This window comes from Fulvimonas yonginensis, from assembly GCF_037137055.1.
GTDB lineage: Bacteria > Pseudomonadota > Gammaproteobacteria > Xanthomonadales > Rhodanobacteraceae > Frateuria_A > Frateuria_A yonginensis.
In genome coordinates this window covers 364,064-385,219 of the sequence record NZ_JBBBNY010000001.1, presented here as the reverse complement: position 1 = coordinate 385,219, position 21,156 = coordinate 364,064, and the positions used below count along the sequence as shown (strand labels likewise).

The following is a 21,156-nucleotide window of genomic DNA, read 5'->3' as shown; positions in this document are numbered from 1 at the left end:
GTCCGAGCCGGCGCCGCACGTCAGCTGCGTGCCGCGCCGTGGTTGCGCCGGCGCAGCCGGCCGTCGTTTCCGTCATCCTTCCCCCGGCCCGCCCGGCTCGGGCTGGAAGATCGCCTCGATCGGCCGGCCGAACAGCCGGGCGATCCTGAAGGCCAGCGGCAGGCTCGGGTCGTACTTGCCCGTCTCGATCGCGTTGACCGTCTGCCGGGACACTTCCAGCCGCTCGGCGAGATCGGCCTGCGACCAGCCGCGCTCGCCACGAAGGTCGCGCACGTGGTTGTTCATCGGCCACGCAGCCCCGGCACGAGTCCCGCGCAGGAGTCGGGCCGCGGGTCGTGGCCGTGGATCGTCCGCATGGCCATGGCCTCAGCGCCCGCTGGCGCGACGGCGCGCCAGCCGCCAGACGATCCACGCGGCCAGCGCGAGCACGCCCGGCGCCATGCCGAACAGCAGGCCGGTCTGGAAATCGTCCAGCCCGCCGCGCCACCACGCGACCCCGACCACCATCAGCATGAGCCCGGCGAGCAGCAGCAGCCGCCAGACCAGGGCGCCATCATCCTCGCAGGCGGCGCTGCCGCCGTAGTGGCGGACCAGCAGCCACCAGCGCGCCGCGCCGTAGGCCAGCATGACGACCGGGAACACCCAGATCAGGATGCTGCCGTCCAGCGGCGCCACACCCGCAGCGGCGAGAAAGCCGCCGATCAGGCTGAGCGCACCCAGCAGCGCGGTGGCCGCCCCCAGTGCAAGCAGGTGCACCCGCTGCTCGAACTCGTCGCTGGCACCGATGCGTCGTGCCATCAGGCCGATCACGTACAGCATGGGAAGCACCGGCACGACCGCCAGTACCACTTTCAGCGGCACGCTCCCCACCGTCCGGCTGAGCGGCCAGACCAGCAGCATGGCGGCCATGTAGGCCACCATCGCCAGGCTGAGTCGGCGGCGGTACTGCCGTTCATCGAAACGCGACATGACGGGCTCCCCTCTTCCCCTGCGGGCCACGCCCTGGTGGCGCAGCTGTCAAGCAAACTTGACACAAGCTTAGGGGCGCGCCACCGGGCATGTCAAGCGTGCTTTACATGTCGCCTCTCGGCCTTGCGTCCGGGACCTTGAGTGCGCAAACTGTGATCGTGATCACAATGTGAAGAAGTGACGCACAAGGGCAGACCGGGACCCGGGCGTACACCGTGCGTCAGCACGGCGCATCCGGCCGGATTTCGGCGCCGCGCCTTGTCCATCAACGCACCGCCCGTTTTGTGATGGATTTGGCACAAAGCTTGCCAATTCGGTCACGGCTCAGCCCGGCAGAGGCTGCCGGTATCGCCGCGAACGAACCGGATTCTGCGGCAAGCCCGGCTTCGTACCGGAACCTTTTCGTCATTGGTCAAACGCACTTTCCAGGGGAAACAGCATGTCCAAGCGCCTTCTTTCCGCCGCCCTGATCGCCGGCCTCGCCACTGCGTCCGTGTCGGGCAGCGCTCTGGCCGCCACGGCCAACGCGGTGTCCAACTCCTCGCCGGACGGCACCATCACCATCACCGGCACCATCGTCGGCCAGACCTGCAAGGTCGACGGCAAGAGCTTCGGCACGCCCGACGCGATCACCGTGGCCCTGCCGACCGTGCTGACCTCCAACCTGTCGAGCGCCGGCGCCACCGCCGGCCAGAAGCAGTTCTCGATCAACATCACCGGTTGCGATTCCGCGCTGAGCATGGTGCGCACCTACTTCTCCGGCAGCAACATCGACAGCACCACCGGCAACCTGTCCAACACCGGCACGGCCGGCAACGTGCAGGTGCAGCTGCTGAACAGCGACAACACGGCGATCGACCTGAAGGGCGCCGACGCTGCCGCGCAGAAGTCGCAGGTGGCCAACCTCGACAGCAGCGGCAACGCCACCCTGCAGTACAGCGCGCGTTACATCGCCAACGGCGGCGCCGCCAGCGCGGGTAACGTGAACACCAGCGTCCAGTTCACGATGGTCTACAACTGAGGCGTCCGGCGTCGCTCCGGCGGGACGCGCGCAAGGCGCCCCGCCGGATGCCGCCCGCCGCCCCTGCGAGGTCGTATCCGATGAAGATTCCGGTCCGCACGCTAGGCGCGGCGTGGCTGGGCCTGTGCCTGTCCATGGCGGTCGCGCACGCGAGCGTGCTCATCACGGGCACGCGGGTGGTGTTTCCCGCCCAGGACGGCGAAGTGACCGTCCGCCTCACCAACGACGCCGACCGCCCGGCCCTGGTCGAGTCCTGGGTCGATGCCGGCGACGCGCAGTCGACCCCGGACAGGGCGGACACGCCCTTCCTGGTGACGCCGCCGTTGTTCCGCATGGAGGCGCACCGCGACCAGAGCCTGCGCATCCTGTTCACCCCGGGCCACCAGGCGCTGCCCGCCGACCGCGAGTCGCTGTTCTGGCTGAACGTGCTGGAAGTGCCGCCCAAGCCCAGCACCGCGAACGCGGGCGCCAACTACCTGCAGCTGGCGATCCGCTCGCGGCTGAAGCTGTTCTACCGTCCGGCCGGGCTCACCGCCGATCCCCAAAAGGCGCCCGACACGCTGACGTTCGAACTCGCGCGCGACGGCGCCGGCTATGCCGTGACGGTGCATAACCCGTCGCCCTACCACATCACCCTGACCCGGCTGCGGCTGCACGCCGACGGCACGTCCTACGCGGGGCAGTCCGGCATGGTCGCGCCGCTGTCGGACCTGCGCGTGGCGCTGCCGGGGCTGACCATGCCACCCCCGGCAGGAAGCGTCGTCGAGTTCGTCTGCATCAACGACTACGGCGCCGCGGTCACCTTCCAGAAGCCGCTCGCGCCGCGATGAGCACGCGCGTCGCCCCGACACGTCCGTACCGGCCCGTCGCCGGCGGCCGGGCGGTGCTGGTCGTGGCGATCGCCATGGCGCTCGGTGGGACGCTGCCGGCCGCGGCGCGGGCGACCGACGCCACCGCGGATACGGCCGTCGTCCCTACCGGCTACGCGGACTTCGACCCGTCCCTGCTGTCCGGCGCCGGGCAGAACACCACCGATCTCTCGCGCTTCGAGCACGGCAATCCCGTGCTGCCCGGCATCTACAGCGCGGACGTCTACCTCAACGACGCCTGGAAGGGGCGCGCCAACGTGCGTTTCGCCTCGCCCGAGCCCGGCGCCAACGCGCACGCCTGCGTGGACGAGCCACTGCTCGGGCAACTGGGCCTGTCGCCCGCCGATGCCAAACCCGCGCTGCTCGAGCGCCTGCGGAACCCGTCCGCCTGCGTCGCCATCGGCGAGGCCATTTCCGGCGCCAGCGCGAACTTCGACATGGCCGGCCTGCGGCTGGACATCAGCATCCCGCAGGCCTCGCTCGACCTGCTGCCGCGCGGCTACGTCAACCCGCGCTACTGGGACGAAGGCATCCCGGCGGCGCTGCTGAACTACAACCTCAACAGCTACCGCACCCGCAGCCAGGGCCAGGCGCAGACCAGCACCTACCTGGGCCTGAACGCCGGCCTCAACCTGGGCGGCTGGCATTTCCGGCAGGACTCGACCGCGACCTGGCAGTCGGCCAGCGGCGGCACGCCGGCGCGGCACCGCTGGCAGACCATCGACGCCTACGTCGAGCGCGACCTGCCCGCGCTGGGTGCCCGTGTCACCGTGGGCGACAGCTACACCGACGGCACGGTGTTCGACAGCATCGGCCTGCGCGGCGTGCAGTTGCGTACCGACGACCGCATGCTGCCGCAATCGATGCGCGGCTACGCGCCGGTGGTCCGCGGCGTCGCGCAGACCAACGCCAAGGTCACCGTCAGCCAGAACGGCGTGCAGATCTACCAGACGACCGTGGCCCCGGGGCCGTTCACCATCAAGGACCTGTACCCGACCGGCTACGGCGGCGATCTGCTGGTGGCGATCACCGAGGCGGACGGACGGGTACGCACCTTCGCGGTGCCCTATGCCTCGGTCTCGCAGCTGCTGCGCCCGGGCATCACGCGCTTCGACCTGGCGGCCGGGCGGCTGCGCGGCCTCGCGCTGGACGATGCGCCCGATCTCGTGCAGGGCACCGTGCAGCGCGGCTTCAGCAACCTGTTCACCGGCTACGCCGGCGTCGACGGGTTCGACGGCTATGCGGCGCTGCTCGTCGGTGGCGCGATCAACACCCGGCTCGGCGCCTTCGCCCTGGATGTCAGCGGTGCGCGCACGCGCCTGCCGGATGCCGACACGCAGACCGGCACCAGCGTGCGGTTGAGCTACAGCAAGCTGGTGCCCGAGACGCAGACGGTCCTGTCGGTGGCCGCATACCGTTACTCCACCAGCGGCTTCCTCGGCCTGGCCGACGCCGCGCTGGCGCGGGACCTCGCGCGGCGCGGCCTCGACCCGTTCCGGTCCGCGCTGCGCCGGCAGTCGCCGGTCGAGGGCGTGCCGCAGCAGAGCCTGCTCACGCCCGCCCAGCAGGCGACGCTGGCCGGCGACGCTTTCGATCCCGCGCAGCCGGCCACGGTCGGCCTGGCGCGCCAGCGCAGCAGCTTCACGCTGACGCTGACCCAGCGCCTGGGCGACGCCGGCTCGCTCTACGCCACCGGCTCGATCCGCGACTACTGGAACCAGCCGGGCACCGACACGCAGTTCCAGTTCGGCTACAACAACCGCTACGGCCGCCTCAGCTACAGCCTCTCGGCCACGCGGGTACGCAGCGCCGGTTTCCGCGACGACACCGAGTTCATGCTCAGCCTCAGCCTGCCGCTCGGCGAGGACGCCCGGGTTCCCACGCTGACGCTGAACGCCGCGCACAGCCGCGACCTGGGCGATCGCGGCCAGGCCATGCTCAACGGCAGCCTCGGCGATGCGGGGCAGTTCACCTACGGCGGGTCGGTCGCCGGCGGCGGCGGCGACACCGCCGGCACGGTCAACGCGGGTTACCGCGGTTCGTACGGCAGCGTCGACGCCAGCTACGGGCAGGGCAGCGGCTACTCGCAGGCCTCGCTGAGCGCGGGCGGCGCCGTGGTGATCCATGCCGGCGGCGTGACCTTCGGGCAACTGATGGGCGACACCGTGGGGCTGGTCCACGCGCCCGGCGCCGCCGGCGCCAGCGTGTCCAGCGCCAGCGGCGTGCACGTCGACCGGCACGGCTACGCGCTGCTGCCCTACCTGATGCCCTACACCCTCAACACCGTCCGGCTGGACCCCAAGGGCCTGCCGCTGGACGTGCAGCTGAAGGCGACCAGCGCCCAGGTGGCGCCACACGCCGGGGCGGTCGCGCTGGTGACCTTCCAGACCGACCGGGGCCGCACCGTGATCCTGCAGGCACGCCGGCCGGACGGTCGCGCCCTGCCCTTCGGCGCCGAGGTGTTCAATGCGCAGGGCGTCGTGCTGGGCGTGGTCGGCCAGGGCGGCAAGATCCTGGCGCGCGGAGTGGACGCCCGCGGCGAGCTGACCGCGCGCTGGCAGGACGAAGCCGGCAACGCGCAGGCGTGCAGCCTGCGCTACGCGCTGCCTTCGGACGGGCCGACGGCCACCCGCCGCGTGGTCCAGACCACCTGCCTCCCATCGACGCCGCGCAACGGATGACCATGTACGCAAGCCTGCGCCATCGGGCCACGCGCCTTTCGCCCTCCGGTTCCCGCCGCAGCCGCGGCGCCGCCCTGCGCCTGGCGGCCGTGCTGGCGCTGCTCGCGGCGCCGCTGCTGGCCCACGCCGACTGCCGGTTCGACAAGATCAACGGCAACAACAGCGGCAACGGCAACCGCTACACCTCCTCGCCGGTGAACTTCGCCGTCGCCGGCACCATCACGGTGCCGTTCGACTACGCCTACGGCACGGTGCTGGGCAGCCCGGTGAGCGCACAGCCGACCAACCCGCCGGACGCGACCTGCGACCCCGGAACGCAGTACGGCGTGGAGAACCTGTTCGCCGGTACCGCCACCGGCTCGCCCTCGTACATCTATCCGACCAACGTCCCCGGCGTGGGCTATCAGCTGATCCACAACGACGCGCCGAACGCGTACATGAGCCCCTATCCGCAGAACACCACGAGCGGCGGGAGCTCGACGTACAACGTGGGCTCCACGCTGCAGTTCGTGCAGACCGGACCGATCGCCAACGGCGCCACGATTCCCGCGGGCACGATCGCCAACTGGCGCTGGGGCAGCATCGTGCCCGAGTATTTCGTGCTGACCAACAGCGTGACCTTCCTCGCGCCCGCCTGCAAGGTGACCACCCAGGCGATCGCGGTCACCCTGCCCACGGTCACGACCGGAAGTTTCGCCGGCAAGGACAGCACCACGGGAGCCACGCCGTTCAGCATCCAGCTGACCTGCCCCAGCGGCAGCAGCGCCACCCTCAAGATCCAGCTCGACGCCCAGGCGGGCACCGCCCCGGGCTACACCACGGTGCTGGTGAACCAGGGGACGGCCGGGGGCATCGGTGTCGAGCTGAAGGACCGCAACGGCATCCCGGTGACCTACGGTCAGGCCGCCACGGTAGGCACCACGGTGGCCGGCAGCATGACCCTGCCGTACACGGCGCAGTATCACGCCACCGCCAGCATGGTCACCGGCGGCACGGTGAAAGCCACCGCCACCTTCACGCTGTCCTACCAGTAGGCGGTCAGTCGTAGGTCTGGGTCACCAGCAGCGGCCGCTCGGCCCCCGGTTCGCCGGCGGCGACGTAGTCGCTGAAGTACCTGAGCACGGGAATGCGTTCGCTTGCGGAAAGGCGGGCGACCGTCTGCGTGAAGACCTGGCCGGTCGGTGCGGACCGGCCATCGGCGCCGCAGCCGAGCTGCCGTGCCGGCGCCTGGCCCGGCGCCGCGGGAACGGGCACACCGGCGGCGGCGGGCAGTCCGCAGGTCGGCTCCACTACGGCGCCGGAGAACACGATCCTGCCGTCCGCGGCGTGCAGCGGCGACGCGGCGAGCGCCAGAAGCCCCGCCAAACCCACCAGTGCCTGGATCCTGCGCCTCATAGCCGATACCTCGCCACCCGCTGATCGCGCGTGCCTGAGGGACGTGTCGGCAACCGCCCGGCGGCCTTGATAGGCTCGCGCCGGCGTCCTCTTCAAAGTGAGAACGCCGTCACAGGTCGGGGTGCCCCGAGGCACGGGGCCGGTCTAGCAGGGCAGCGGTCGGTGGCGCGTGGCGCCGTCGCGAAGTCCTTATCGACGAGGCCGCCGCCGACTTGAGGCGACCGGCGCCGCGCGGTCAGCGCGAGGAGACGTATTTCTCGCGGCGAATCTGCGCCACCGGCAGGCCGTACTCCTTCAGCGCGCCGAAGGCGGCATCGACCATGTTCGGGTTGCCGCAGAGGTAGGCGATGTCGCGGTCCGCGCGCGGCTGCAGCTCGGCGAGCACGCCCTGCACGTGACCGCTGCGGTCGTGCGGGCGCGGCACGGCCCGCGCCTGGCGGCTCAGGCAGCCGTGGAAGGTGAACCCCGGATTGTCCCTGGCGAACGCCTCGAACTCCTCGCCGTACAGCAGCTCCGCCTCGTTGCGCGCGCCATACAGCAGCACCACCTCGCGATCGCCCTTGGCGAGCAGCTCGCGGATCTGCGGCAGCATCGCGCGGTACGGCGTGACGCCGGTGCCGGTGGCGAGCAGCAGGTAGCGCGGGTGGGTGTCGCCCGGCTGCAGGCAGAAGCGGCCGTACGGACCGCTGGCCTCGACCGTCTGTCCCGGCTGCAGGTTGCCCAGCAGCCGGGTGGCCGCGCCACCCTCCACGTAGCTCACCGCGATCTCGATCCGCGTCACCGGCGAGCGCCCGTCGCCGACGGTGGCCACCGAGTAGCTGCGCTTGGTCGGCGTGCCGTCCTCGTAGTGGAAGTGGATCTGCAGGAACTGGCCGGGCTGGAATGCCAGCGGCTGGCCGTCGACGCGCTCGAACACCAGGTGACGCACGGTAGGGGCCAGCATGAAGCTGTCGACGAGGCGGAGCGTGAAGTGGTCGGCCATGGGATTCCGGAGCGGGAGGCACGTCCGGCTTGACGCGGACGGCGGTAAACGGGCCCGTATAATAAAGGGCTCGCCCCCATGGTGCAGCCCATGTCATCCGTTCCCGCACTCGTCGTCGACAACCTGCGCAAGACCTACGGCAACGGCGTGGAGGCGCTCAAGGGCGTCTCGCTGACCGTGCAGCAGGGCGACTTCTTCGCGCTGCTCGGGCCCAACGGCGCCGGCAAGTCGACCTTGATCGGCATCCTCTCCTCGCTGGTCAACTCCACCGGCGGCGATGCGCGCATCTTCGGCGTGTCGGTGAACCACCAGCGCAACGAAGCCATGAAGCTGATCGGGCTGGTACCGCAGGAAATCAACTTCAACCAGTTCGAGAAGCCCTTCGACATCTGCGTGAACGAGGCGGGCTTCTACGGCATCCCGCGCCGCATCGCCGTGCAGCGGGCGGAGAAGTACCTGAAGGAACTGCGCCTGTGGGACAAGGCGCAGCACCAGGCGCGCATGCTCTCCGGCGGCATGAAGCGGCGCCTGATGATCGCGCGCGCGATGATGAACGAACCACGGCTGCTGATCCTGGACGAGCCCACCGCCGGCGTGGACATCGAGATCCGCCGCTCGATGTGGCAGTTCGTGAGCGGCATCAATGCGGCCGGCACCACGGTCATCCTCACCACGCACTACCTGGAGGAAGCCGAGCAGCTGTGCCGGAACATCGCCATCATCGACCACGGCACCATCATCGAGAACACCACGATGAAGCGGTTGCTGGCGTCGCTGGACTCGGAAACCTTCGTGTTCGACGTCACCGGCGTGCCCGGCGCGCTGCCGTCGATGCCGGGCGTGGCCCTGCGCCGCGTGGACGAGCACACGCTGGAGGCCGAGATGTCGCGCGCACACGACCTCAATTCGCTGTTCGCGGCACTGTCCTCGCACGGCATCACGGTGACCTCCATGCGCAACAAGACCAACCGCCTGGAGGAGCTGTTCGTGCGGCTGGTGGAAAACGGCCGGGACAAGGCCGCCGCCTGATCCCACGACGCCCCCCGGCGCGGCCGGGCGAAGGCATGAGACCCACCCATCGACCCTCTCGGCCGCGCCGGGAGGGTGCGCCAGAAGTGAGAACCACGCATGAGCAACGCCGCCGCCAACCTGGTCGCCCTCAACACCATCGTGCGCCGCGAGATCGTCCGCATCATGCGCATCTGGACGCAGACGCTGATCCCGCCGGCGATCACGATGACACTGTACTTCGTGATCTTCGGCAAGCTGATCGGCAGCCGCATCGGCACCATCGAGGGCGGCTACACCTACATGCAGTACATCGTGCCGGGCCTGGTGATGATGAGCATCATCACCAACAGCTACGGCAACATTTCCAGCTCGTTCTTCGGCGCCAAGTTCAGCCGCGCCGTGGAGGAAATGCTGGTCTCGCCGATGCCGAACTGGGTGATCCTGCTCGGCTACGTTGCCGGCGCGGTGGCGCGCGGCCTGGTGGTCGGCCTGCTGGTGCTGCTGATCGCGCTGTTCTTCACCTCGCTGCACGTGGCGCATCCGCTGGTCACCTTCGCCTCGGTGCTGCTCGGCTCGACGATCTTTTCGCTGGCCGGCTTCGTCAACGCGGTGTACGCCAAGAAGTTCGACGACATCGCGCTGGTCCCGACCTTCGTGCTCACCCCGCTCACCTACCTGGGCGGCGTGTTCTACTCGGTCAACATGCTGGCCGAGCCGTGGCAGGCGATCTCGCGGATCAACCCGATCCTGTACATGGTCAACGCATTCCGCTTCGGCGTGCTCGGCATCAGCGACGTGCGCATCGGCGTGGCCTTCGCGGTGATGCTGGCCTTCGTGGTCGCCCTCTCGATCGTGGCGCTGCAGCTGCTCCGGCGCGGCGTGGGCCTGCGTTCCTGAGAAGCGGGGGGCGGGTGGCACCGCACGGCGCGGCCTGCACCGCGGGACTGGCGTCACCTTGACCTGCAATGGCGTAGAGTGACCGCATCGAGGTTCCGGCGGAGGTCGGGCCATGGTGCGCTGGCGGCGATGGGCTGCGTGGGTCTGCCTGGCGGCGGCATGGCCGGCGCATGTCCTCGGCACGGCTCCGTCCGCGTCGGCACCGACATCGCGCTTTGCCGCACAAGTCACACTGGAGGGCCCGATCGGCCCCGCCGCGGCCGAGTACTTCGACGATGCCGCCATGCGGGCCACCCGCGATGGCGCGGTGGTGATCGTGCTGCGCATGGACACGCCCGGCGGCCTGGCCGAGTCGATGCGGCAGATCGTCGCCGGCATGCTCGCGTCCAGGATCCCGGTGCTGGTGCTCGTGGCGCCGTCCGGCGCGCGGGCCGCTTCGGCCGGGACCTACATCCTGTACGCCGGGCACATCGCCGCGATGGCGCCGGCCACGCACGTCGGTGCCGCCACGCCGGTGCCGGTCGGCGGCCGCACGCCGCTCCGGCCGGCCGCCCCGGGCGACGCGCCGGGCACAGCGGGCTCCGCCCCGAAACCGCGTGCCGAGGAGGACGCGGAGTCCGCGAAGATCCTGAACGATGCCGTCGCCTATCTCCGCTCCCTCGCGCAGCTGCGCGGACGCAACGCCGCGTGGGCCGAGCAGGCGGTGCGCGGTGCGGCCACGCTCACCGCGACCGAGGCCGCCCGGCAGGGGGTGATCGATTTCGTCGCGGACGACGTCCCCGATCTGTTGGCGAAGGCCGACGGGCGCGAGGTGCGGCTCGGCGACCGGCGCCTCACGCTGCACCTGCGGGGCATTGCGGTGCGCGACTATCCGCCGGATGCGCGCACGCGCTTCCTCGGCATCATCACCAACCCCACCGTGGCCTATCTGCTGCTGCTCGCCGGCCTCTACGGGCTGGTACTCGAGGCGTTGCACCCGGGCGCGCTCCTGCCCGGCATCGGCGGCGGCATCTGCCTGCTGGTCGGCATGTACGCGCTGCAGCTGCTGCCGGTGAACTACGCCGGACTGGCGCTGATGGGGCTCGGCCTCGGCCTGCTCGCCGCCGAGGCGATCAACCCCACGGTCGGCGCGCTCGGCGTCGGCGGCCTGGTCGCCTTCGCCGTGGGCTCGGTGATGCTGATGGACAGCGCGGTGCCCGGATACCGTGTCAACCTCGGCGTGATCGCGGGCATCGCGGTCGCCGCGGCGGCGTCGCTGGCGTGGATCGTCTGGATGGTGTTGCGCACGCGGCGCACGCGCCAGGGCGTCGCCGATCCGGCGATGGCGGCGGACCTCGGCGTACTGCTCGAGCCGGTCGGCGCCACCGGCGACGCATGGGCGATGGTGCGCGGCGAACGCTGGCAGGTGCGCTGCGCCACCGCCCTGCCCGCCGGGGCATCGGTGCGCGTAGTGCGACGGGAGGGCCTGCTGCTCTGGGTCGAACCGGCCTGAACCGGCCTGCGCGCCGGAGGCCTCAACGGAGAACGCTCATGATGGGATTCGTCGGTGTGTTGGTGGTGGCCGTGGCGCTGCTGCTGTTCGCCTCGGTCAAGGTGTTGCCGGAGTACCAGCGTGGCGTGGTGCTCACGCTGGGGCGCTACTCCGGCACCAAGGGTCCGGGCCTGGTACTGCTCGTGCCGGCGGTGCAGCGGATGTTCCGCGTGGACCTGCGCACCACCGTGCTGGATGTGCCGCCGCAGGACGTGATCTCGCGCGACAACGTGTCGGTCCGGGTCAACGCGGTGGTGTATTTCCGCGTGGTTGAACCGGACAAGTCGGTGCTGCACGTGGAAAACTTCCTGCAGGCCACCAGCCAGCTGGCGCAGACGCGGTTGCGCTCGGTGCTGGGCCAGCACGAGCTGGACGAGATCCTGTCCCAGCGCGACTCGATCAACCAGACCCTGCAGGTGATTCTCGATCAGGCGACCGATCCCTGGGGCATCAAGGTGGCCACGGTCGAGATCAAGGACGTGGACCTCAACGAGACCATGGTGCGCGCGATCGCCCGCCAGGCCGAAGCCGAGCGGGAACGACGCGCCAAGGTGATCCACGCCGAAGGCGAACTGCAGGCGGCCGAGAAGCTGCGCGACGCGGCCGCCACGCTGGCGCAGCAGCCGCAGGCGCTGCAGCTGCGCTACCTGCAGACCGCGGCGGACATGGCCAACGGCGCCAAGGCTTCCACCGTGGTGTTCCCCTTGCCGCTGGACCTGATCCGGCCCTTGCTGGACTTGCTGCCGCCCAAACCCGGCAGCTGAGGCACCGGCCGTCGCGCCGAGGCCGGCGTGGCGGCTTAGACGCGGCCGCTAGAACCGATACGACACGCCCAGCGACCACAGCCGCCGCGGCTCCAGCTGCAGCCCGTTGACCCGCTGCCACACCGGCAGCTGGACGAAGGCGTAGGCGTCCAGCCGGCGGCCGAGCTTCACGCCGAGGCCGGGACTGAGGTAGGCATACGTGGCGCCGCTGTTGGGCCGATCGGACTGGCTGCCGCTCTCGCGGCGCTCGCTGTGCAGGTTGATCTGCAGCTGCGGCGTGAACCGCCCGGCGTCCAGGTAACGCAGCCCGAAGTTGACGTTCACCGAGTTGCCCGGGCGAAAGCCGTCGCGCGCGTTCAGCGCCACCTCCGCCATCCCCTGCGCGAAGTAACCCACCGACTGGCCGAGGTAGCCGAACTTGTACACGCCCAGCAGCGCATCGGTGGTGCCGGTGCCCAGCTGCAGGCCCCGGTCGAGCCGTTCGCCGGCCTGCGGCCCGGCGGCGAAGGTCTGCTTGAAGCGGCCGGTCGCGAGTTTCAGGCCGAACTGCAGGCCCAGGCCGGCGTCCGGGCTGAGCCCCTGGTAGCGCATCACCACACGCAGGTCCCCGATGCCGCGGGCGTCGGAGGTCGACACTGCGGTGTCGCCCTCGGCGATCGTCTGGTGGTAGCGGTCCTCGTACGGCAGCTGGAACGACACGCCCCAGTAGCGGGAGATGTTGTAGTCGGCGTTCAGCAGGGTGTTGCGGTTGATCGTCTTGACCTGCACTTCCTCGTCGGCCGGCAAGGCGAACGAGGAACGGCTGATGCGATCGGTGCCGCTATAGAGCTGCGACTGGTCGAAGTAGTCCTGCCGCAGGCCCAGGTGCCAGCCGCGGCTGGTGGCGTAGCCCTGGCTGGACCAGTCCGAATTGAGCGAGCAGCCACAGGTGGAACAGGCGTCGGCGAAGGCGGGCAGCAGGCCGAGCGCGGCGATCGCGAACAACAGCGGCCGGCGGTTGCGTCGGGAGGCAAGCGGAGCGGAATGGGTGTCGGAGTGCATGGGTCCATCCTGGCGTCGGGCGGCCGCGATCGACGCGTCCGCCGGAACAAGGGAACGGCAACGGATGCGACCGGCCGGCAGGCATCGCCCGCCTGGTCGTCAGCCTTGCCAGGGAGGCGCGCACCGATGCAGCGGCGCGCGACGGATCAGGCCTGCAGCGGCGCGGGGGGGCCGCGCGGTGCGGCAGCCAGCACCTCCCGGACCGCCCGGCGCGGCGCGGGCATCACGACGGCCGCGCCGGCGGGCGGCAGCGGCAGCAACACCGGCGGGCTGCCGACGGCGAGCAACACCGGGCTGTGCCCGAGCAGGTCGCAGTAACCGCACTTCAGCGCGATCGGCGCGCCCGGCGCGGCGGGCGCTTCGCGGTGGCCGTCGTGCCTGTCGCACGCTTCCATCCCGGGGGCGCCGCGCATGGGCAACACCCGGGAGATCACCGGCACGGCGACGGTCAGGGCGATGGCAACCATGCCCAGCCAGCCGATCCATCGATGCGTGCGCGAGCGTCTCATCCTTTGCCGATCAAAGCCGGGTTGTCCCATGCGGCGTGCGGCATCTTCCCATGCGTGGTTCGGGCCGATCCTGCGGCACGGTGCCGCGCGCGGGCCCGGCTCAATCGTCCTGCGGCTTCTTCGCCAGCGGTGCGCCGACCCGGAAACGGCACACGTGGCCACCCCTGACGATGCATTCCATGTGGTGAATGCGCCGTCCACTCGCCGCCTCCATGTAGGCCAGGTCGAACCGGCACACCTGCGGCGCACTGCGCGCCAGCGCGTGGAACACGCAGTTGAAGGCCTCGACGTGCTGCTCCTGGCCGTGCCGGGCGCTGACCGCTTCATAGCCCAGCTGGTCCAGCCGCGTGGCCAGCCACTGCGCCACCTCGTCCGACGACGCCTGTGGCGATGGCGCGACCTCGTGGCTGCCCAGCGCGTGGCCGAGCTGGCGCAGCAGGTCTTCCAGCTCGGCGGCACCGTAGCGTTCGCGCAGCGCGGACAACAGCGCACTGCCGAGCAAGCCGTAGTTGCGCGGGAACAGGGCGCGCCCGCCCTCGGTGAGACGGAAACGCGCCTGCGGCCGGCCGCCGGTGGGCCGCGCCTGCCCGCGCTCGACGAAGTCGCGCGCGAGCAGGCTGCTCAGGTGCTGGCGCACCGCGTTGTGGCTGATGCGCAGGCGCTCGCACAGCTCCTCGACCGAACAGCCCTCCGGCGCCATCAGCAACTGGCGCAGCAGGCGCTGCTGGGTCGCTCCGAGCCGGGCCAGCGCGCTCATGCTCAGCCGGCCTTGGCGGGGAACTGCTTGGCGATGGCGGAGGCCAGTGCGTCGGCGACCGTGTCCATGTGTGCCTGCATCGCCTGCCAGGTGGACTGCTCGCCCTTGCTGTCGCCGCTCATGATCTGCTGGATCTGCGTGGCGTGGTGCGCGACGTGCGCCGCCAGCAGGCCCTGCACGGCGTTCTCCGGCAGGTTGGGATTGGCCCCGGCGAGGAACGCCGCGATCGCGTGGGCGTTGCTGTCGAGCGTCGCCATGGCCTTCTGCTGTGCCGCCTGGTCGCCGGCGGCGCGCGCGTCGGTGAGCGCCTTGACCCCACCCCAGTGCCCGGCGAGCAAGGTCAGCATCTGCTCGCCGGCCGGCTTGCCGTAGAAGCCGCCGACCGCGTCGGCGATCTGCTTGGCGTTGGCCACCACGGCATCGGCGGCGGCCTTGGCCCTGGCGGTGTCATGGGCATGCACGGCCAGCGCGTAATCGCGCGTGTGCACAATGTGGCCGTGCCACAGCGCGCGCATGGCGGCATCCAGCTTGGGCGCGGCCGGCACCGCCGCCGCCGGCGTGCTGGATGGCATCGTCATCGCCGGGGCCGCGGCGGCGAAGCCGGCGGCGAGAACCAGGGCGAACAGGCAGGTGGAAGTCTTCATGGTCATTTCTCCAGAGGGGTGTCGCGGTTGCGACGCCGGCAGTCTGGCCACGCCCGGTTTACGCGCAATGGACCCATGTGTAAAGCCTGGTACGTAGTACTTTCACGTCCCCCGTTCGGCGCCCGTCGGCCGGGGCCCGGCGCCTCGCCGGTGCCGCGCCACGGCGAGACGCTAAGGTAGGCTTTTGCGCAACTGGAGCACGCCCATGCCTCTCCCCCGGTCCCTTCTCGTCCTCGGCCTGCTCGTTTCCGCGGGCACCGTCCGTGCCGCCGACCCGCCGGCCCAGCCGGTCGAGCAGCCCGCACTGCACGCCCTGGCCGATGCACCGAGCCAGGCGCAGTTGCGCGCCACGATCGCCGCACTGGTGGGCTTCGGCACCCGCCACACGCTGTCCGACACCCGCTCGGCGCAGCGCGGCATCGGTGCCGCGCGGCGTTGGGTGCGGGCGCGGTTCGAGCAGATCGGCCGCGAGTGCGGCGGCTGCCTCACGGTGGTCACCCCGTCGCAGGTGTTCACCGGCAAACGCATGACCAAGCCGGCCGAGGTCACGGACGTGGTGGCGATCAAGCGTGGCAGCAGCGATCCCGACCGCGTGGTCGTCATCACCGGCCACCTGGACTCGCGCGCCAGCGACGTGATGGATGCCAGCCATGACGCCCCCGGCGCCAACGACGACGCCTCGGGCGTGGCGGCGCTGATCGAGGCCGCGCGCCTGCTGTCCAGGCAGGACAACCGCGCCACGCTGGTGTTCGCCGCGCTGTCCGGCGAGGAGCAGGGCCTGTACGGCGGCAAGGTGCTGGCCGACTACGCGGCGGCGCACGGCTGGCGCGTGGAGGCCGACCTCAACAACGACATCGTCGGCAACAGCCAAGGCCAGAACGGCGTTCGCGACAACACGGTGGTGCGGGTGTTCTCCGAGGGCACCCGGAGCAACGAGACCCTGGAGCAGGCCGCCTACCGGCGTTACCACGGAGGCGAGGTGGACTCGCCCTCGCGCAACCTGGCCCGGTACATGGATCGCCTGGCCGAGGCTTACCTGCCCGACTTCCGCGTGCGCATGGTCTACCGCACCGACCGCTACGGCCGCGGCGGCGACCAGGTGCCGTTCCTGCAGGCCGGCTTTCCCGCGCTGCGGGTCACCGAGGGACACGAGGACTACACCCGCCAGCACCAGGACCTGCGCACCGAGGGCGGGATCCGCTACGGCGACACGATCGACGGCATCGACTTCCGCTACCTGGCCCGCGTCACCGCCCTCGACGTCATCACCATGGCCGCGCTGAGCCGCGCCCCCGCGCCGCCGGCTGGCGTTGCGATCGAGGGGGCGCTGGCGACCGACACCACGGTGCGCTGGCGCAAGGTGTCCGGCGCGGCCGGCTACCGCGTGCACTGGCGCGATACGACGGCGCCGCAATGGCAGCACGCGCGGGCGGTCGGCGACGCCGATCACGCCGTGCTGGAGGACGTGGTGATCGACGACTGGTTCTTCGGCGTCTCCGCGGTCTCCGCCGATGGTTACGAAAGCCCGGTGGTGTTCCCGGGCGAGGCCGGCAGCTTCGAGCGCTCGCCACCCGCCCCACCGTCCCCCTGACCCGTCCGCAGGAGCGAGCTTGCTGGCGATGCTCCTGCTCCATGGCCGCCCGGCCGGAAGGGCAACGCCAGCGAGCTCGCTCCAGCCAGCGATCCACGGTGCGCCCGGCTACGCCCGCCACGGCACTCGGGCCCGGCCCGTCGCGCAACCCGCGCGAGGCCCCGCCCGTAGGAGCGGGCTTGCCCGCGATGCTCCTGCTCCAATCGCCGCCGGGCCGGAAACGCATCGCGAGCAAGCTCGCTCCTACCCCTCCTGGCCGGCTACGACTGCGGGGCTCAGTCGGCGACGTCGGCGACCAGCCGGTCCAGCTCGGCCTTGAGCGTGGCGCCGTTGACGCGCAGCCAGTCGCGCTGCTCGCGCCAGTTCGGGAACAGCGTGGCCACCAGCGCCCAGAAGCGCGGTGCGTGGCTGCGCACCTTGAGGTGGCACAGCTCGTGCGCGAGCACGTAGCGCAGCGCGGCGGGCGGCGCCAGCGCCAGCGCGAGGTCGAGGTTGATGCGGTCGCGGGTGTCCAGGCTGCCCCACAGGCTCTTCATCGGGCGGATGCGCAGCGAGGTCGGCGCCAGGCCCAGCTGCGGCACGTAGCTGGCCATCCAGCGCGACACGTCGCGGCGCATCTGCGCCTCGAAGTGCGAGGCAAGCAGGCCGCGCGCCACCGGCAGGGCACGGGTATGCGGGCGGGGGATCACCAGGGTCAGGCCACCGTCGGAGGATTCCACCCGCGGATAGGGGCCCTCCGCCCAGTCCAGCCGTACCGTCTCCCCCCGCAACGGGAACTCGGTGGAGTGGCCCACGCGCAGCGGCGGCAGCGGCTTGACGATCAGGTTGAGCTCGTCGAGCTTGCGTTCCAGCCAGTCGGCGTGGCTGCGCAGGAAGGCGCTGACCTGGGAGGGATGGGTACCGTTCGGATAGGACACCCGCGCGCCCTTGGGCGTGACGGTCAGCCGCAATCGCCGTGCGCGTGGATGGGCGGCCTTGAGCACCCGGATGGTGCTTCCGCTCGCCGTCGCCAGTTCCAGCCAATCGCCTTGAAGTTCTGCTGCCATGGTCCCAAGCCCGTGGGTAGAGCATAACCTTGCAACGGGGGGTGTGAGGAAAGGGTCGGAGGGCGTCCCGCGGCGCTTCCGGGCGGACGTTCACGTGGCGTTGATGCTTCGGGCTCCGCTCCCTCTCCCCGGTGTGGAGGGGAGGGACCCGGGCGGCGGATGACGGGCCGGGTTCGCGCACAAGCGTGCGAGGCCGGATGTGGCCGGCCCGCCGGAACGCCCCGCACACGGCCCGCTCCCCGGCGGGGAGCGGGCGTCACTCAGGCATCCTTGGGACGCGGCAGCCCGAACCACTCCTCCAGCTTGCCCAGCAGGCGCTCCAGCTCCAGCGTGAACAGCGCGAAGCGGGCGTCCAGCTCGGCGGCGGCGTCCGGGGCGCTGTCGGCCAGCTCGTCCAGCACCACGTCCAGCAGCTTGAGCTTGCGCAGCACCAGGTCCTCGCCGAGCACGAAGCTCAGGCGATCGTCGAACACCAGGCCGAGCTGGAACACCTGCTTGCCGTTGCGCAGGTGCTCCTTGATCTCCTCGCTCTCCAGGTCCTGCCGGCGGCAGCGGGCGATCGCGCCGGTGTTGCTGCCCGGATCGCGCAGTTCCACCTCGTCGCCCAGCGTGAGCCCGGCCGGCAGCGTGCCGTTGGCGAGCCAGTCGGTCATCAGCACGCGCGGCCCCTCTTCCGGCGCCAGCGGCACGGCGGGGAAGCTGCCCAGCGCCTCGCGGATCTGCGTCAGCGCGTTCTCGGCCGACTTGCGGCTGGCCGTGTCCAGCACCAGCCAGCCGTGCTGGCGGTCGACGTAGGCGGACATGCGCGAGCTGCGCACGAAGGCGCGCGGCAGCAGCTCGTTGAGCAGGTCCTCCTTCATGCGCTTGCGCTCGCGACCGCCGACCTTGCGGCCTTCCTCCTCGGCGATCTTCTGCACGCGCCGGTGCAGCTCGTCGTTGACCACGGCGGCCGGCAGCAGCTTGTCCTCGCCGCCGACGCTGATCCAGGTGCAGTGCTTCACCGCGTGGGTGAGCGCAGCCTCCTCGCCGCGGCCGATCGGCGGCACGAAGCCCTTGGTGAACATCTCCAACGGGCCGCAGGGGCGCAGGCGGTGCCCGCCCAGGGCTTCCTCCAGGCGTTCGAGGTCGGCGGCGACGGCGGGAGAAAAACGGAACAGCGTGAGGTTGCGGAAGAACATGCGGGATCCGGTGGCATCGGTAAGCCGTCCGCCCCGGGCGCAGGACGCAGTCGAGAAGGTGCTTCGACTTCGTCGCTGGCTCTGCGCCCGGAACGAACGGCGGGGTTGTGTCGGTGGAAGATCAGCGGCTCACCGCGGCCACGGCCGCGGCCACCGTCTCGAGGTTGCCGCGGTTGAGCGCGGCCACGCAGATGCGGCCGGTGGACAGCGCGTAGATGCCGTACTCGTCGCGCAGGCGATCCGCCTGCGCACGCGACAGGCCCGAGTAGGAGAACATGCCGGCCTGCTGCTGGATGAAGCCGAACTGCGGCGCGCCGTGCGCGGCGAGCTTCTCGACCAGGCCGGCGCGCATGGCGTGGATGCGCTCGCGCATCTCGGCCAGTTCCGACTCCCACATCGCGCGCAGCTCCGCGCTGCCCAGCACGCCCGCCACCAGCGCGCCGCCGTGCGTGGCGGGGCTGGAGTAGTTGGCGCGGATGGTCTGCTTCATCTTGGCGCGCAGCCGCGCGGCCTCGTCGCGGTCGGCGCCGACCATCGACAGCGCGCCCACGCGTTCGCCGTACAGCGAGAACGACTTCGAATAGGAACTGGCGACCACGAAGGCCGGCAGGCCCGCGGCCGCGAACAGCCGGATCGCGGTGGCGTCGGCGTCGATGCCCTCGTCGAAGCCTTGGTAGGCGATGTCGATGAACGGCAGCAGGTCGCGCGCCTTGACCAGCTCCACCACCTGTTGCCACTGCTGCGCATCCAGGTCGACGCCGGTCGGGTTGTGGCAGCAGGCGTGCAGCAGCACCACGGTGCCGGGCTCCAGCCGGCCGAGGTCCTCCAGCATGCCGGCGAAGTCCAGGCCGTGCGTGGCCGGGTCGTAGTAACGGTAGTCGACCACCTCGAAGCTGGCGTGGCCGAACACCACGCGGTGGTTCTCCCAGCTCGGGCTGCTGATCGCCACGCGCGCCTGCGGCAGCACCTTCTTCAGCAGGTCCGCGCCCACGCGCAGCGCGCCGCTGCCGCCGATGGTCTGCGCGGTGGCCACGCGGCCGGCCGCCAGCAGCGGCGAATCGGCGCCGAACAGCAGCTGCTGGGTCAGCGCGTCGTAGGCCGGCAGGCCGTCGATCGGCAGGTAGCCGCGCGGCTTGCCTTCGGCCGCCAGTGCCTGCTCGACCTGGCGCACCGCCTTGAGCAGCGGGATGCGTCCCTGCTCGTCGACATAGATGCCCACGCCCAGGTTGACCTTGTGCGGGCGCGGATCGGCCAGGTACGCCTCGGTCAGTCCGAGGATCGGATCGCCCGGGGCCATTTCAACGGAAGCGAAGTGGGACACGACAGGACTCGTTATCGGCAAGGTGGAAGAACATGGGCGGCTAGGCGTCGTCGTCGGCGGCCGGCTCGCCGGCCAGCCAGCCGTGCGCATCGGCGCGCGCCGCACCCTCGCGCGCGCCGAGCGCGGCGAAGTCGAACAGGTGGCGATCCATCAGCTGCGACGGCGCGACGTTGCCCAGTGCGCGGAAGATGCTCTCGCAGCGGCCCGGGTGCCTGGCATCCCATTCGGCCAGCATACGGCCGATCGCCTTGCGCTGCAGATTCTCCTGCGAGCCGCACAGGTTGCACGGGATGATCGGGAACGCGCGGTGCTCGGCGTAAGTCGCGATGTCGCTCTCGCGACAGTAGGCCAGCGGGCGGATCACCACGTGGCGGCCGTCGTCCGAGCGCAGCTTCGGCGGCATCGCCTTGAGGCTGCCGCCGTGGAACAGGTTGAGGAAGAACGTCGCCAGGATGTCGTCGCGGTGGTGGCCCAGCGCGATGCGGGTGATGCCGTTCTCCGCCGCCCAGCGGTACAGCGCGCCGCGGCGCAGGCGCGAGCACAGGCTGCACATGGTCTTGCCCTCGGGCACCACGCGCACCACGGTGGAGTAGGTGTCCTGCTCGACGACGTGGAACGGCACACCGCGCGCGGTGAGGTACTCCGGCAGCACGTGCCCGGGAAAGCCCGGCTGCTTCTGGTCCAGGTTCACCGCGATCAGCTCGAAGCGTACCGGCGCCCTGGCCTGCAGCGAGAGCAGGATGTCCAGCAGCGTGTAGGAGTCCTTGCCGCCGGACAGGCACACCATGACCCGGTCGCCGTCCTCGATCATCTGGTAGTCGGCGATCGCCTGGCCGACCTGGTGGCGCAGCCGCTTGGCCAGCCGCGCGGCCTCGTGGGCCCGCTTGCGCTCGGCGCGGGGGTCGGGGAGAACGGGGGTGGACATGCGCGACATTGTACCCTGCCTGCC

General features: G+C 70.9%; 21 protein-coding genes. 9 read left to right on the top strand and 12 right to left on the bottom strand.

Features of this window, described 5'->3' with window-relative positions:
- Positions 1 to 72: 72 nt before the first annotated feature.
- Positions 73 to 285: a helix-turn-helix transcriptional regulator gene (locus WAT24_RS01735; protein WP_336806081.1), complete on the bottom strand. Its 213-nt coding sequence runs from the start codon at positions 283 to 285 to the stop codon at positions 73 to 75.
- An 81-nt stretch (positions 286 to 366) separates the two neighbouring features.
- On the bottom strand, positions 367 to 969 hold the full coding sequence (locus WAT24_RS01730) for a hypothetical protein (RefSeq protein WP_336806080.1): 603 nt from the start codon (positions 967 to 969) through the stop codon (positions 367 to 369).
- A 439-nt stretch (positions 970 to 1,408) separates the two neighbouring features.
- Here WAT24_RS01730 and WAT24_RS01725 point away from each other — a divergent pair, with 439 nt between their 5' ends.
- The 4 genes from WAT24_RS01725 to WAT24_RS01710 all read left to right on the top strand — a co-directional run bounded on the left by WAT24_RS01725 (position 1,409) and on the right by WAT24_RS01710 (position 6,574).
- Positions 1,409 to 1,990 carry a fimbrial protein gene (locus tag WAT24_RS01725; protein WP_336806079.1) on the top strand — a complete coding sequence of 194 codons (582 nt, stop codon included), beginning with the start codon at positions 1,409 to 1,411 and terminating at the stop codon, positions 1,988 to 1,990.
- An 80-nt stretch (positions 1,991 to 2,070) separates the two neighbouring features.
- Positions 2,071 to 2,820: a fimbrial biogenesis chaperone gene (locus WAT24_RS01720; protein ID WP_336806078.1), complete on the top strand. Its 750-nt coding sequence runs from the start codon at positions 2,071 to 2,073 to the stop codon at positions 2,818 to 2,820.
- The gene (locus WAT24_RS01715; RefSeq protein ID WP_336806077.1) at positions 2,817 to 5,540 is read left to right on the top strand and encodes a fimbria/pilus outer membrane usher protein; all 2,724 of its coding nucleotides are present in this window, start codon (positions 2,817 to 2,819) and stop codon (positions 5,538 to 5,540) included. Before WAT24_RS01720 ends, WAT24_RS01715 begins: the two co-directional genes overlap by 4 nt.
- Before the next feature lie 2 nt (positions 5,541 to 5,542).
- Positions 5,543 to 6,574 (top strand): fimbrial protein, encoded by a 1,032-nt coding sequence (locus tag WAT24_RS01710; RefSeq protein WP_336806076.1) that lies wholly within the window; start codon positions 5,543 to 5,545, stop codon positions 6,572 to 6,574.
- 4 nt (positions 6,575 to 6,578) lie between these two features.
- On the opposite strand, the gene WAT24_RS01705 is transcribed toward WAT24_RS01710, so the two are convergent.
- Both WAT24_RS01705 and WAT24_RS01700 read right to left on the bottom strand, forming a co-directional pair.
- Positions 6,579 to 6,935, bottom strand: coding sequence for a hypothetical protein (locus WAT24_RS01705; RefSeq protein ID WP_336806075.1), 357 nt, complete (start codon positions 6,933 to 6,935; stop codon positions 6,579 to 6,581).
- A gap of 235 nt (positions 6,936 to 7,170) precedes the next feature.
- Positions 7,171 to 7,917, bottom strand: coding sequence for a ferredoxin--NADP reductase (locus WAT24_RS01700; protein WP_336806074.1), 747 nt, complete (start codon positions 7,915 to 7,917; stop codon positions 7,171 to 7,173).
- Positions 7,918 to 8,007: 90 nt separating this feature from the next.
- Between WAT24_RS01700 and WAT24_RS01695 the strand changes: the two genes are divergently transcribed.
- From WAT24_RS01695 to WAT24_RS01680, 4 genes are all read left to right on the top strand, one after another.
- Positions 8,008 to 8,946 carry an ABC transporter ATP-binding protein gene (locus WAT24_RS01695; RefSeq protein ID WP_336806073.1) on the top strand — a complete coding sequence of 313 codons (939 nt, stop codon included), beginning with the start codon at positions 8,008 to 8,010 and terminating at the stop codon, positions 8,944 to 8,946.
- Positions 8,947 to 9,045: 99 nt separating this feature from the next.
- The gene (locus WAT24_RS01690; RefSeq protein ID WP_336806072.1) at positions 9,046 to 9,825 is read left to right on the top strand and encodes an ABC transporter permease; all 780 of its coding nucleotides are present in this window, start codon (positions 9,046 to 9,048) and stop codon (positions 9,823 to 9,825) included.
- A 112-nt stretch (positions 9,826 to 9,937) separates the two neighbouring features.
- Positions 9,938 to 11,317 (top strand): NfeD family protein, encoded by a 1,380-nt coding sequence (locus WAT24_RS01685; RefSeq protein WP_425605208.1) that lies wholly within the window; start codon positions 9,938 to 9,940, stop codon positions 11,315 to 11,317.
- Positions 11,318 to 11,355: 38 nt separating this feature from the next.
- On the top strand, positions 11,356 to 12,120 hold the full coding sequence (locus tag WAT24_RS01680) for a slipin family protein (protein ID WP_336806070.1): 765 nt from the start codon (positions 11,356 to 11,358) through the stop codon (positions 12,118 to 12,120).
- A gap of 48 nt (positions 12,121 to 12,168) precedes the next feature.
- Here WAT24_RS01680 and WAT24_RS01675 read toward each other — a convergent pair whose 3' ends face one another.
- The 4 genes from WAT24_RS01675 to WAT24_RS01660 all read right to left on the bottom strand — a co-directional run bounded on the left by WAT24_RS01675 (position 12,169) and on the right by WAT24_RS01660 (position 15,071).
- Complete coding sequence (locus WAT24_RS01675) at positions 12,169 to 13,161, bottom strand: hypothetical protein (RefSeq protein ID WP_336806069.1); 993 nt, start codon at positions 13,159 to 13,161, stop codon at positions 12,169 to 12,171.
- A 146-nt stretch (positions 13,162 to 13,307) separates the two neighbouring features.
- Entirely contained in the window at positions 13,308 to 13,628 is a 321-nt protein-coding gene (locus WAT24_RS01670; RefSeq protein ID WP_336806068.1) for a DUF2946 family protein, read from the bottom strand.
- A 142-nt stretch (positions 13,629 to 13,770) separates the two neighbouring features.
- A complete protein-coding gene (locus WAT24_RS01665; protein ID WP_336806067.1) occupies positions 13,771 to 14,427 on the bottom strand; it encodes a helix-turn-helix transcriptional regulator in 657 nt (218 codons plus the stop codon).
- Positions 14,428 to 14,429: 2 nt separating this feature from the next.
- Positions 14,430 to 15,071, bottom strand: coding sequence for a hypothetical protein (locus WAT24_RS01660; RefSeq protein WP_336806066.1), 642 nt, complete (start codon positions 15,069 to 15,071; stop codon positions 14,430 to 14,432).
- 205 nt (positions 15,072 to 15,276) lie between these two features.
- Between WAT24_RS01660 and WAT24_RS01655 the strand changes: the two genes are divergently transcribed.
- A complete protein-coding gene (locus WAT24_RS01655; RefSeq protein WP_336806065.1) occupies positions 15,277 to 16,662 on the top strand; it encodes a M20/M25/M40 family metallo-hydrolase in 1,386 nt (461 codons plus the stop codon).
- A 275-nt stretch (positions 16,663 to 16,937) separates the two neighbouring features.
- Here WAT24_RS01655 and WAT24_RS01650 read toward each other — a convergent pair whose 3' ends face one another.
- The 4 genes from WAT24_RS01650 to ttcA form a co-directional block, all read right to left on the bottom strand.
- Positions 16,938 to 17,708, bottom strand: coding sequence for a M48 family metallopeptidase (locus WAT24_RS01650; RefSeq protein WP_336806064.1), 771 nt, complete (start codon positions 17,706 to 17,708; stop codon positions 16,938 to 16,940).
- A 260-nt stretch (positions 17,709 to 17,968) separates the two neighbouring features.
- Complete coding sequence (locus tag WAT24_RS01645) at positions 17,969 to 18,886, bottom strand: recombination-associated protein RdgC (RefSeq protein WP_336806063.1); 918 nt, start codon at positions 18,884 to 18,886, stop codon at positions 17,969 to 17,971.
- A gap of 121 nt (positions 18,887 to 19,007) precedes the next feature.
- Positions 19,008 to 20,207, bottom strand: a complete 1,200-nt coding sequence (locus WAT24_RS01640; protein ID WP_336806062.1) for an amino acid aminotransferase — start codon at positions 20,205 to 20,207, stop codon at positions 19,008 to 19,010.
- Positions 20,208 to 20,247: 40 nt separating this feature from the next.
- A complete protein-coding gene (ttcA, locus tag WAT24_RS01635) occupies positions 20,248 to 21,141 on the bottom strand; it encodes a tRNA 2-thiocytidine(32) synthetase TtcA (protein WP_425605206.1) in 894 nt (297 codons plus the stop codon).
- Positions 21,142 to 21,156 lie beyond the last annotated feature (15 nt).

Excerpts from the sequence above, each read along its gene's own strand:
- WAT24_RS01735 (WP_336806081.1), bottom strand. The coding sequence starts at position 285 with ATGAACAACCACGTGCGCGACCTTCGTGGCGAGCGCGGCTGGTCGCAG.
- WAT24_RS01730 (WP_336806080.1), bottom strand. The coding sequence starts at position 969 with ATGTCGCGTTTCGATGAACGGCAGTACCGCCGCCGACTCAGCCTGGCG.
- WAT24_RS01725 (WP_336806079.1), top strand. The coding sequence starts at position 1,409 with ATGTCCAAGCGCCTTCTTTCCGCCGCCCTGATCGCCGGCCTCGCCACT.
- WAT24_RS01720 (WP_336806078.1), top strand. The coding sequence starts at position 2,071 with ATGAAGATTCCGGTCCGCACGCTAGGCGCGGCGTGGCTGGGCCTGTGC.
- WAT24_RS01715 (WP_336806077.1), top strand. The coding sequence starts at position 2,817 with ATGAGCACGCGCGTCGCCCCGACACGTCCGTACCGGCCCGTCGCCGGC.
- WAT24_RS01710 (WP_336806076.1), top strand. The coding sequence starts at position 5,543 with ATGTACGCAAGCCTGCGCCATCGGGCCACGCGCCTTTCGCCCTCCGGT.
- WAT24_RS01705 (WP_336806075.1), bottom strand. The coding sequence starts at position 6,935 with ATGAGGCGCAGGATCCAGGCACTGGTGGGTTTGGCGGGGCTTCTGGCG.
- WAT24_RS01700 (WP_336806074.1), bottom strand. The coding sequence starts at position 7,917 with ATGGCCGACCACTTCACGCTCCGCCTCGTCGACAGCTTCATGCTGGCC.
- WAT24_RS01695 (WP_336806073.1), top strand. The coding sequence starts at position 8,008 with ATGTCATCCGTTCCCGCACTCGTCGTCGACAACCTGCGCAAGACCTAC.
- WAT24_RS01690 (WP_336806072.1), top strand. The coding sequence starts at position 9,046 with ATGAGCAACGCCGCCGCCAACCTGGTCGCCCTCAACACCATCGTGCGC.
- WAT24_RS01685 (WP_425605208.1), top strand. The coding sequence starts at position 9,938 with ATGGTGCGCTGGCGGCGATGGGCTGCGTGGGTCTGCCTGGCGGCGGCA.
- WAT24_RS01680 (WP_336806070.1), top strand. The coding sequence starts at position 11,356 with ATGATGGGATTCGTCGGTGTGTTGGTGGTGGCCGTGGCGCTGCTGCTG.
- WAT24_RS01675 (WP_336806069.1), bottom strand. The coding sequence starts at position 13,161 with ATGCACTCCGACACCCATTCCGCTCCGCTTGCCTCCCGACGCAACCGC.
- WAT24_RS01670 (WP_336806068.1), bottom strand. The coding sequence starts at position 13,628 with ATGGTTGCCATCGCCCTGACCGTCGCCGTGCCGGTGATCTCCCGGGTG.
- WAT24_RS01665 (WP_336806067.1), bottom strand. The coding sequence starts at position 14,427 with ATGAGCGCGCTGGCCCGGCTCGGAGCGACCCAGCAGCGCCTGCTGCGC.
- WAT24_RS01660 (WP_336806066.1), bottom strand. The coding sequence starts at position 15,071 with ATGAAGACTTCCACCTGCCTGTTCGCCCTGGTTCTCGCCGCCGGCTTC.
- WAT24_RS01655 (WP_336806065.1), top strand. The coding sequence starts at position 15,277 with ATGCCTCTCCCCCGGTCCCTTCTCGTCCTCGGCCTGCTCGTTTCCGCG.
- WAT24_RS01650 (WP_336806064.1), bottom strand. The coding sequence starts at position 17,708 with ATGGCAGCAGAACTTCAAGGCGATTGGCTGGAACTGGCGACGGCGAGC.
- WAT24_RS01645 (WP_336806063.1), bottom strand. The coding sequence starts at position 18,886 with ATGTTCTTCCGCAACCTCACGCTGTTCCGTTTTTCTCCCGCCGTCGCC.
- ttcA (WP_425605206.1), bottom strand. The coding sequence starts at position 21,141 with ATGTCGCGCATGTCCACCCCCGTTCTCCCCGACCCCCGCGCCGAGCGC.